11 protein-coding genes and 1 pseudogene are annotated in these 9,846 nt (G+C 60.2%); all 12 read left to right on the forward strand.

Annotation, left to right across the window (positions count from 1 at the left end; translation table 11 throughout):
- Positions 1–106: pseudogene (locus ACIGDJ_RS27630) on the forward strand (acyl carrier protein); the annotation flags it as partial.
- A 107-nt stretch (positions 107–213) separates the two neighbouring features.
- Positions 214–1,458, forward strand: a complete 1,245-nt coding sequence (gene fabF / locus ACIGDJ_RS27635) for a beta-ketoacyl-ACP synthase II (RefSeq protein ID WP_101156232.1) — start codon at positions 214–216, stop codon at positions 1,456–1,458.
- Positions 1,458–2,273: an aminodeoxychorismate lyase gene (pabC, locus tag ACIGDJ_RS27640; protein WP_397480226.1), complete on the forward strand. Its 816-nt coding sequence runs from the start codon at positions 1,458–1,460 to the stop codon at positions 2,271–2,273. The genes fabF and pabC overlap by 1 nt, the downstream gene beginning before the upstream one ends.
- Before the next feature lie 3 nt (positions 2,274–2,276).
- Positions 2,277–3,446 (forward strand): endolytic transglycosylase MltG, encoded by a 1,170-nt coding sequence (gene mltG / locus ACIGDJ_RS27645; RefSeq protein WP_397480225.1) that lies wholly within the window; start codon positions 2,277–2,279, stop codon positions 3,444–3,446.
- 19 nt (positions 3,447–3,465) lie between these two features.
- Entirely contained in the window at positions 3,466–4,098 is a 633-nt protein-coding gene (gene tmk / locus ACIGDJ_RS27650) for a dTMP kinase (protein WP_101156421.1), read from the forward strand.
- Positions 4,091–5,074: a DNA polymerase III subunit delta' gene (locus ACIGDJ_RS27655; protein WP_397480224.1), complete on the forward strand. Its 984-nt coding sequence runs from the start codon at positions 4,091–4,093 to the stop codon at positions 5,072–5,074. The genes tmk and ACIGDJ_RS27655 overlap by 8 nt, the downstream gene beginning before the upstream one ends.
- 42 nt (positions 5,075–5,116) lie before the next feature.
- On the forward strand, positions 5,117–5,473 hold the full coding sequence (locus ACIGDJ_RS27660) for a PilZ domain-containing protein (protein ID WP_016770983.1): 357 nt from the start codon (positions 5,117–5,119) through the stop codon (positions 5,471–5,473).
- A 13-nt stretch (positions 5,474–5,486) separates the two neighbouring features.
- A complete protein-coding gene (locus tag ACIGDJ_RS27665; RefSeq protein ID WP_397480223.1) occupies positions 5,487–6,278 on the forward strand; it encodes a TatD family hydrolase in 792 nt (263 codons plus the stop codon).
- A gap of 351 nt (positions 6,279–6,629) precedes the next feature.
- Entirely contained in the window at positions 6,630–7,268 is a 639-nt protein-coding gene (locus ACIGDJ_RS27670; protein WP_016770981.1) for a TetR/AcrR family transcriptional regulator, read from the forward strand.
- A gap of 138 nt (positions 7,269–7,406) precedes the next feature.
- Positions 7,407–8,375, forward strand: a complete 969-nt coding sequence (locus ACIGDJ_RS27675) for a GTP 3',8-cyclase MoaA (protein WP_397480222.1) — start codon at positions 7,407–7,409, stop codon at positions 8,373–8,375.
- A gap of 169 nt (positions 8,376–8,544) precedes the next feature.
- Positions 8,545–9,150, forward strand: coding sequence for a DUF4823 domain-containing protein (locus tag ACIGDJ_RS27680; RefSeq protein WP_101156249.1), 606 nt, complete (start codon positions 8,545–8,547; stop codon positions 9,148–9,150).
- Between the two features lie 14 nt (positions 9,151–9,164).
- The gene (locus tag ACIGDJ_RS27685; RefSeq protein ID WP_397480221.1) at positions 9,165–9,725 is read left to right on the forward strand and encodes a DUF1285 domain-containing protein; all 561 of its coding nucleotides are present in this window, start codon (positions 9,165–9,167) and stop codon (positions 9,723–9,725) included.
- Positions 9,726–9,846: the final 121 nt, after the last annotated feature.

Raw genomic sequence — 9,846 nt, forward strand, 5'->3', positions numbered from 1 at the left:
GATGGGTCTGGAAGAGGAAGTCGAGACCGAAATCCCTGACGAAGAAGCTGTCAAGATCACTACTGTACAAGCTGCAATCGACTACGTTACCAGCCATCAGGCGTAATAGTTTGTAATCGTTGCTTGCTGTCATGGAAAAACCGCACTGCCATCATGGCGTGCGGTTTTTTCTTTAGGCCTGATGCAAAGTCGTCATTTGAAAAGGAGAGTGCTGTGTCGCGTAGACGCGTCGTAGTCACCGGTATGGGTATGTTGTCGCCACTGGGCACGGATGTGCCGAGCAGTTGGCAGGGCATTCTGGCTGGCCGCAGTGGCATTGGTCTGATCGAACACACCGACCTTTCTGCCTATTCGACCCGCTTTGGCGGTTCGGTCAAAGGTTTCAATGTCGAGGAATACCTGTCGGTCAAGGAAGCGCGCAAGCTCGACCTGTTCATTCAGTACGGTCTGGCCGCAGGCTTTCAAGCCGTGCGCAACGCCGGTCTGGAAGTCACCGATGCCAACCGTGAACGCATTGGCGTGGCCATGGGTTCGGGCATTGGCGGTCTGACCAACATCGAGGAAACCAGCCGCACCCTGCACGAGACAGGTCCGCGACGGATCTCTCCGTTCTTTGTGCCTGGCTCGATCATCAATATGATTTCCGGCTTCCTGTCGATCCATCTGGGGGCACAGGGACCCAACTACGCCATTGCCACCGCGTGCACCACCGGTACGCACTGCATCGGCATGGCAGCGCGCAACATCATGTACGACGAAGCCGACGTGATGATTGCCGGCGGCGCCGAAATGGCCGCTTGCGGTCTGGGCATGGGCGGCTTCGGCGCCTCCCGTGCGCTGTCGACCCGCAACGACGAGCCGACCCGCGCCAGCCGTCCCTGGGACAAGGGCCGTGACGGCTTTGTCCTGTCCGATGGTGCCGGCGCGCTGGTTCTCGAAGAACTCGAACACGCCAAGGCCCGCGGCGCGACGATCTACGCCGAATTGATCGGTTTCGGTACCAGTGGCGATGCGTTCCACATGACCTCGCCACCCGCCGACGGCGCCGGTGCCGCGCGCTGCATCACCAATGCCCTGCGCGATGCGAAGATCAATGTCGACCAAGTGCAGTACATCAACGCCCACGGCACCTCGACACCGGCCGGCGACCTTGCAGAAGCCAATGCGATCAAGACGGTATTCGGCGATCACGCTTACAAGCTGGCGGTCAGCTCGACCAAGTCGATGACCGGCCATCTGCTGGGCGCAGCGGGCGCAGTCGAGGCGATCTTCAGCGTTCTGGCGATCAACAGCCAGGTGGCACCGCCGACCATCAACTTGGATGAGCCGGACGAAGGCTGCGATCTCGATTTCGTCGCACACACGGCGCGCAACATGGACATTGATGTCGTGCTGTCCAACTCGTTCGGTTTCGGCGGCACCAACGGCACCCTGGCGTTCCGCCGGTTCGCAGGCTGATGGACAGCTGGGTCGACGGTCAACCGGCTGACGCTTTGTCGCTGAAAGATCGCGGCCTGGCTTACGGCGATGGTCTGTTCGAGACCATGGCTGTGCACGGTGGTCGGCCGGTCCTGCTGGATCGGCACCTGACGCGTCTGGCCGATGGCTGCGCGCGTCTGGCCATCGCGACTGATCTCGAGCTTGTTCGCCATGAGCTGCTCAGCTATGCGGCAGCGATGGAGGAGGGTGTGCTCAAGCTCATCCTCACTCGCGGCGACGGCTTGCGCGGTTATGCGTCCGATCCTGCGGCGCAGGGCCGACGCATTCTGCAAGGCAATCCGCCGGCGGTTTATCCCGCTGGCCACGCCGAGCACGGCATCCGCCTGTTTCCCTGCAACACGCGCTTATCCACGCAGCCGTTGCTGGCTGGGCTCAAACATCTTAATCGGCTGGAACAGGTGCTCGCCCGTGCCGAATGGCAGGATAGCCAGCATGCCGAAGGCTTGATGCTCGATCAGGCGGGGCGCGTTGTCGAAGGTGTGTTCAGCAATATTTTCCTGGTGCGCGACGGTGCTCTGATCACCCCGGACTTGAAGCGCTGCGGCGTCGCTGGTGTGATGCGCGCTGAAATATTGTTTCAGGCCGATTCACTGGCCATCCCCACGCAAATCGCCGATATCCCCCTCGAACAGCTGCAATGGGCTGATGAAGTGTTTGTCTGCAACAGCGTTTATGGCGTCTGGCCGGTACGCGCCTGCGCTGCACTGAGCTGGCCGGTTGGCCCGCTCACCCGTAAACTGCAAACCCTTGCCCGCGCGCTACTGGATGCTTGATTCGTGAGACGTAAACTTTTGCTGCTGCTGGAAACCGGACTGGTTCTGGCAGGGCTGCTGTTGGGCGCCAGCGCCTGGAAAATTCATTCGGCACTGGAGCAGCCCCTCAATATCCCGCAGGAACAACTGCTGGATGTGCCGAAAGGCTCTACACCGACGCGTACCTTCCTTGAGCTCGAAACCGACGGCGTCATCAAGGACGCGTTCTGGCTGCGCGTCTACTGGCGCTTCAATCTCGCCGGCACGCCGATTCACAGCGGCGAGTACCGCATGCAGCCGGGGATGACCGTCAACGGCTTGATCGATTCGTGGAAGCGTGGTGACGTGGTTCAGTACAGCCTGACGCTGGTCGAAGGCTGGACTTTTCATCAAGTGCGCGCCGCGCTGGCTAAGGACGACAAACTCGAGCAGACCCTCAACGGTCTGAGCGACAGCGACGTCATGGCGAAGATTGGCCACAAAGGCCTGTTTCCTGAAGGCCGGTTTTTCCCGGACACCTATCGTTTCGTGCGCGGCATGTCCGATGCCGAGCTGCTGAAGAAGGCTTTTGACCGTCTTGACGAAGTGCTCGCCAAAGAGTGGGCGCAGCGTTCCGCCGATGTGCCTTACAAAGAGCCGTATCAGGCGCTGATCATGGCTTCGCTGGTCGAGAAAGAGACCGGCGTACCGCAGGAGCGTGGGCAGATTGCTGGGGTGTTCGTGCGGCGCATGGCACTGGGCATGCAGTTGCAGACCGACCCGACGGTGATTTATGGCCTCGGCGATCGCTACACCGGCAAACTGACCCGCGCGCATTTGAAAGAACCGACGCCCTATAACACCTACGTGATTCCCGGCTTGCCGCCGACGCCGATTGCCATGGTCGGGCGCGAAGCGATTCATGCTGCGCTCAACCCGGTGGAAGGCTCCAGCCTGTATTTCGTTGCCCGTGGCGATGGCAGTCATGTGTTCTCCGACGACCTGGATGCACACAACAACGCAGTGCGCGAATACCAGCTCAAACGCCGTGCCGATTACCGTTCCAGCCCGGCACCGGCACCCGCGCCGGCCGCCGATGAGGCGATTCCGGCAGCCTCGCCCAACACTGCGCCCGACGCGCTGCCGCAGGTGCCAACACAAGAACCTGCGCCAGCGCCGGAGCCGGATGCCGCTGCACCGCAGAGCACGCAATGACTTTGATGAAGGACTTCCTGTGACTGGCTTGTTTATTACTCTGGAAGGCCCGGAAGGCGCGGGCAAGAGCACCAATCGCGAATACCTCGCCGAGCGCCTGCGCGCCGCCGGTATCGAAGTACTGTTGACCCGTGAACCCGGCGGCACGCCACTGGCCGAGCGCATTCGCGAGGTGTTGCTGACCCCGGCCGACGAAGTGATGCACCCGGACGCCGAGCTGTTGTTGGTGTTCGCCGCGCGCGCGCAGCATCTGGCTGAAGTGATTCGCCCGGCGCTGGCCCGTGGCGCTGTGGTGCTGTGTGATCGCTTCACCGATTCGACATACGCCTATCAGGGCGGCGGTCGTGGTTTGTCGCTGGAACGCATCGCGACCCTGGAAACCTTCGTGCAAGGCGACCTGCGCCCCGATCTGACATTGATTTTCGACCTGCCCGTGGAAATCGGTCTGGCCCGCGCCAGTGCCCGAGGCCGACTGGACCGCTTCGAACTCGAAGGCCGGGCGTTTTTCGAAAACGTGCGCAATGCGTTCCTGAAACGCGCGGAAGCCGACCCGTCGCGCTATGTGCGGATTGATGCCGGTCAGCCCTTGGCCAAGGTTCAGCAATCGCTCGACACCTTGCTGCCGAATTTGCTGGAGCTGGCCCGTGGCTGAGGCCTATCCATGGCAAGCCAGCCTCTGGCAGCAACTGGCCGGACGCAATCAGCATGCCCACGCGTATCTGCTGCACGGTCCGGCCGGGATCGGCAAACGTGCGCTCGCCGAGCGCTTGATGGCCAGCCTGCTGTGCCAGCGCCCGACGCGGGAGGCGTGTGGCGAGTGCAAATCCTGCCTGCTGCTCAAGGCCGGCAGTCATCCGGATAATTACATTCTCGAGCCGGAAGAGGCGGACAAGGCGATCAAGGTCGACCAGGTTCGTGATCTGGTCAGCTTCGTCGTGCAGACTGCGCAGCTCGGCGGGCGCAAAGTGGTGCTGATCGAGCCGGTCGAGTCGATGAACATCAACGCCGCCAACGCCTTGCTTAAAAGCCTCGAAGAGCCGTCCGGCGACACTGTGCTGCTGTTGGTCAGCCACCAGCCGAGCCGGTTGTTGCCGACCATCAAGAGTCGTTGCGTGCAGCAGGCCTGTCCGTTGCCGGGCGAGGCGATGAGCCTGCAGTGGCTGGCTCAGGCGCTACCCGATTGCGCGGAGGAAGAGCGCGTCGAACTGCTGACGCTGGCCGCCGGTTCGCCGCTGATGGCGGTCAGCCTGCAATCGCAGGGCGTGCGTGAACAGCGCGCGCAAGTGGTCGAAGGCGTGAAAAAGCTGCTCAAGGGCCAGCAATCGCCGACGCAACTGGCCGAAGAGTGGAAAAGCATTCCGATGCTGCGTCTGTTCGACTGGTTCTGCGATTGGTCGAGCCTGATCCTGCGCTACCAGTTGACGCAGGACGAAGCCGGCCTCGGCCTGGCCGATATGCGCAAGGTCGTGCAGTACCTGGCGCAGAAAAGTGCACAGGGCAAAGTGCTGCAAATACAGGACTGGATTCTCGCCCAGCGGCAGAAAGTGCTGAGCAAGGCCAACCTCAATCCGGCCCTGTTGCTGGAAGCATTGTTGGTGCAATGGGCGGGATTGCCTGGTCAAAGATAGAAATGTTTACCTAGACTCTGGAGATCAGCAGTGGAGGTGAACATGATTGAACCTGTCAGCCCGGGGCCGCGTAACGGCATCTTGTCCCTGACCATCAAGGACAAGTCGGTGCTTTACGCCGCCTATATGCCGTTTATCAAGAACGGTGGCCTGTTCATCCCGACCAACAAGAGCTACAGGTTGGGTGACGAGGTGTTCATGCTTTTGCACTTGATGGACGAAGCGGAAAAAATTCCGGTCGCCGGCAAAGTCGCCTGGATCACCCCCAAAGGCGCACAAGGCAACCGCGCCGCCGGCGTTGGCGTGCAATTCAACGACGGCGACGACACGGCGCGCAGTCGCATCGAAACTCATCTGGCCGGAGCGCTGAAATCCGACCGTCCCACTCATACGATGTAAGTTGCAGTCTTTTATGCTCGTAGATTCCCATTGTCACCTTGACCGTCTCGACCTCGCCGCCCATGACGGCTCGCTGGATGCCGCACTCGCTGCGGCCCGCGAGCGCGGGGTCGGACACTTTCTGTGCATCGGCGTCAGTGCCGACAACGCCGTCGACGTCAAGGCGCTCGCTGAACGCTACGACGACGTTGACTGTTCGGTCGGCGTGCATCCGCTGGATGTACAGCCGGGCGCGGCACCGGCGCTGGATTGGCTGCTGCACGAACTCGATCACCCGAAAGTGGTGGCGATCGGCGAAACCGGTCTCGACTATCACTACGAGCCGGAAGCTGCCGAGTTGCAGCAGGAGTCGTTTCGCCTGCATCTGCAAGCGGCGCAGCAGACCGGCAAGCCGGTGATCATCCACACTCGCGGCGCCCGTGCCGACACCCTCGAACTGCTGCGCGAAGCGGCGCTGCCCCAGGCCGGTGTGTTGCATTGCTTCACTGAAGACTGGGATATGGCCAAAGCGGCGCTGGACATGGGTTATTACATTTCCCTGTCGGGCATCGTCACGTTCCGCAATGCCGACGCCTTGCGTGATGTGGCGAGCAAAGTGCCGGCCGATCGCCTGCTGGTGGAAACCGACTCGCCGTACCTGGCGCCGATCCCGTATCGCGGCAAGCCGAACCTGCCGCAGTACGTGCGCGAAGTGGCGGAGTTTCTGGCGATGCTGCGTGGTGAGAACTACGAGCGCTTTGCCGAGCAGACCACAGAGAACTTCAAGCGTCTGTTCCCGCTGGCGAGTGTTAAATCTGCCCTGTGACGGCTGGCCAAATCGCAGACAAAAAAAACCCGGGTTCTGGGGGGTGAATCCGGGTTAAGACCATTAGGAGTAAAACAAAGGCACGCGGTCCGTTGGTACCTTTACCGGCGCGACACTTGGGGGAGATGTCGCCCGACAGTTCAAGTATTGATCAGTCTGGCGTGCAGTCCAGTGAGCCGGTCGGGGTTTTTAAACAAATTTGGAATACGTTTGCTTCAGTTGAGTTCTCATTGCGTCCAAATCGTTCTCGAAATGAACAAGAAACACAGATTTGGTCGATGAACCGTGCTTTTTTGTGCAAGTTAGGCATAATACGCGGCTTCGAATTTTGACCCTTCAGACCTTTTTCTTATGCATAAAGAACCTCGTAAGGTCCGTGAATTTCGTCGCCGCGAGCAGGAAATTCTCGATACCGCGCTCAAGCTGTTCCTCGACCAGGGTGAAGACAGTGTCACCGTCGAGATGATTGCTGATGCCGTGGGTATCGGCAAAGGCACGATCTACAAGCACTTCAAATCCAAGGCCGAGATCTACTTGCGCCTGATGCTCGACTACGAGCGCGATCTGAACGAGTTGCTGCATTCGGCCGATGTCGACAAGGACAAGGAAGCGCTGTCCCGCGCCTACTTCGAATTTCGCATGCGTGACCCGCAGCGCTATCGCTTGTTCGACCGCCTCGAAGAGAAAGTGGTCAAGGGCAATCAGGTGCCGGAGATGGTCGAGGAGCTGCACAAGATTCGCGCCTCGAATTTCGAACGCCTGACGCTGCTGATCAAGGGTCGCATCAGCGAAGGCAAGCTCGAAGACGTGCCGCCTTACTTCCATTACTGCGCATCCTGGGCGCTGGTGCATGGCGCGGTCGCGCTGTATCACTCGCCGTTCTGGAGCAATGTGCTGGAAGATCAGGAAGGCTTCTTCCAGTTCCTGATGGACATTGGCGTGCGCATGGGTAACAAGCGCAAGCGCGACCCGGAAACGCCGAGCACGTAAGCCATTCAGCGGGCTGATTGCGCTATGTTTTCGCAACATGGCGCAATAGCACAGGAATATACTCGGGCATAGGGCTTGCAAAAACCTGATTTGTCAGTCAAGTTTTGCGCGCTCGATTTTCTTTTGCCGGAGTGCTTCATGATCGTTGACCGTCAAGGCAGGCGTTTTCGCAATCTGCGCATCAGCCTGACCTCTGCCTGCAACTACGCCTGTACCTACTGCGTGCCCAACGGCAAGCGGTTGGTGGCTGCGCAGGATGAGTTGTCGGCCGAAGCCATGGCGCGTGGCGTCGAATACCTGATCGAAGCGGCCGGTATCGAGCGCCTGCGCATCACCGGCGGCGAGCCGCTGGTCAGCCCCAAACTCGAATCGTTCATGAATGCCGTCGGCCAGATGGGCCTCGACGACATCAGCCTGACCACCAACGGTCAACTCCTTGCAAAAAAACTCCCGCTACTGGTGAATGCCGGTCTGCGTCGGATCAACGTTTCCCTCGATACCCTCGATGCTGCGGCCTTCCGCAGCATTGCCCGTGGCGGCGATCTGGCGAGCGTACTCGATGGTATGGATCAGGCTGCCGCCGCCGGGATGAAGATCAAGGTCAACATGGTGCCGTTGCGCGGGCAGAACCTCGATCAGGTCATGCCGCTGCTTGATTACTGTCTGGAGCGCGGCTTCGAACTGCGCTTCATCGAGCTGATGCGCATGGGCCACCTGGCCAAGGATTCCAATGCCTTCCTGCAGCAGTTCGTCAGCCTTGAGCAGTTGCTCGGCCTGATCGGCGAACGTTATGAATACGCCCAGACCGACGCACCGGTGGACGCCACGGCTGTGCGCTACTCGATTCCCGGTCGCGGCAATTTCGGAGTGATCGCCAACGAAAGCGTGCCGTTCTGCCGTACGTGTTCGCGCTTGCGCCTGTCATCGACCGGTTGGCTGCATGGCTGCCTGTCGTCGAGCAACCGTCACTATGTCGGCGATCTGCTCGACAAACCGCGCCATCAAGCATTGCCGGCGCTGCAGGGGTTGCTGGTCAAGGCGTTGGGTGACAAGCAGGAGGTGGCGTTTTCCGGTGGTGCGACCGTCATGAAGATCATCGGCGGCTGATTATCCGCCTTCGCGAGCAAGCTCGCTCCCACATTTGGAATGCATTCATATGTGGGAGCGAGCTTGCTCGCGAAGGCGATCTATCAAGGGCGAAATTCACGAGCTGGCGCAAAAGCTGCATCCAACGGCCATTCGCCGGTTTTCCGACACCGGCTTCTGGAGGAATAGGATGCGTAGCCTGGTTTTGCTGCTGGCCGTTTTGGCGCTTGGCGGCTGCATGAATGTCAGCGACATGGCCGAAGGCACTCGCTCTCACATGAGCGATGCGGGGCTTCTGGATCACAGCGACAGTCGCCGGGTGAACAATATCCGCATTCAGCCGGACTCGTTCATCTTCATCGCCCAAGGCGCGTTCGCACCGCCGGGGGGCTCCTATCCACGGCCGAACGTGGTCGCCGAAGAAGCCTTCAAGGGCTTTGTCGAATACTTTCCAATGGTCCGCCGCGCCCGTGCGCCGGAAGGCCTCGATCAAGCCATGGGCGAAGCCCGTGATGCCGGCGCGCATTACCTGCTGTACACACGTTTCGCCAAGGCTGACGACCGCATCGGCAACTCCGATGAGTGGCTGGACCAGGAAGCCGTGGATCGCCTCGGTATCGATGGCGGCGTGATTCAGATCATGTTGATCGAGACCAGCACCCAGTATTTGATTGATACTGCACGGATCAAGAGTCGTGGCGGTTTACTGACGTTCCATGACTCCAAACCCGAAGACCTCATCGGTCCGCCGCTGGCGCAATACGCACGCAGCCTGCTGGGGATCGGCGACCAGTAATCAAGGAGTACGCCATGAGTGACCCGCAAACAGCCAATGACCTGCTGGGGCAGATCCCCAAGACCAAAGGCCTGCCACCGGTGCATTTGTGGAACCCGGATTTCTGCGGCGACATCGACATGCGCATCGCCCGCGACGGCGCCTGGTACTACCTGGGTACGCCGATCGGGCGCAAGCCGATGGTCAAACTGTTCTCCACCATCATCCGCCGCGACGGCGATGATTACTTCCTCATCACCCCGGTCGAGAAGGTCGGGATCAAGGTCGATGACGCACCGTTCGTAGCGGTGTCTCTGGAAGTGGAAGGCGAGGGCGAGACGCAAGTGTTGCGCTTCACCACCAACGTAGAGGAAACCACCGAGGCGGGGGCTGAGCATCCGATCCGTGTCGAGATTGATCCCGAGACTCAAGAGCCTGCGCCCTATGTGCATGTGCGCAGCAACCTCGAAGCGTTGATTCACCGCAATGTGTTTTACCAGTTGGTCGAATTGGCGGTAAGTCGTGAGATCGGTGGCCAGCGCTGGTTGGGCGTGTGGAGCGGCGGCGAGTTCTTCCGCATTGGCTTGGAACCCTGAGCGTTTCATTCCCTGACATCAAACTCATGTGGGAGCAACTGTCTTAACCCGCCGTCCATCAGCGCCATTCTGTACCGTCTCGCAGCATGGCATTCAGTCTGATCAGCAGTATTCGCATGCA

Source organism: Pseudomonas sp. NPDC079367 (assembly GCF_044542195.1).
Lineage (GTDB): Bacteria > Pseudomonadota > Gammaproteobacteria > Pseudomonadales > Pseudomonadaceae > Aquipseudomonas.

Excerpts from the sequence above, each read along its gene's own strand:
- ACIGDJ_RS27660 (WP_016770983.1), top strand. The coding sequence starts at position 5,117 with ATGATTGAACCTGTCAGCCCGGGGCCGCGTAACGGCATCTTGTCCCTG.
- ACIGDJ_RS27685 (WP_397480221.1), top strand. The coding sequence starts at position 9,165 with ATGAGTGACCCGCAAACAGCCAATGACCTGCTGGGGCAGATCCCCAAG.
- ACIGDJ_RS27665 (WP_397480223.1), top strand. The coding sequence starts at position 5,487 with ATGCTCGTAGATTCCCATTGTCACCTTGACCGTCTCGACCTCGCCGCC.
- ACIGDJ_RS27670 (WP_016770981.1), top strand. The coding sequence starts at position 6,630 with ATGCATAAAGAACCTCGTAAGGTCCGTGAATTTCGTCGCCGCGAGCAG.
- pabC (WP_397480226.1), top strand. The coding sequence starts at position 1,458 with ATGGACAGCTGGGTCGACGGTCAACCGGCTGACGCTTTGTCGCTGAAA.
- ACIGDJ_RS27675 (WP_397480222.1), top strand. The coding sequence starts at position 7,407 with ATGATCGTTGACCGTCAAGGCAGGCGTTTTCGCAATCTGCGCATCAGC.
- ACIGDJ_RS27680 (WP_101156249.1), top strand. The coding sequence starts at position 8,545 with ATGCGTAGCCTGGTTTTGCTGCTGGCCGTTTTGGCGCTTGGCGGCTGC.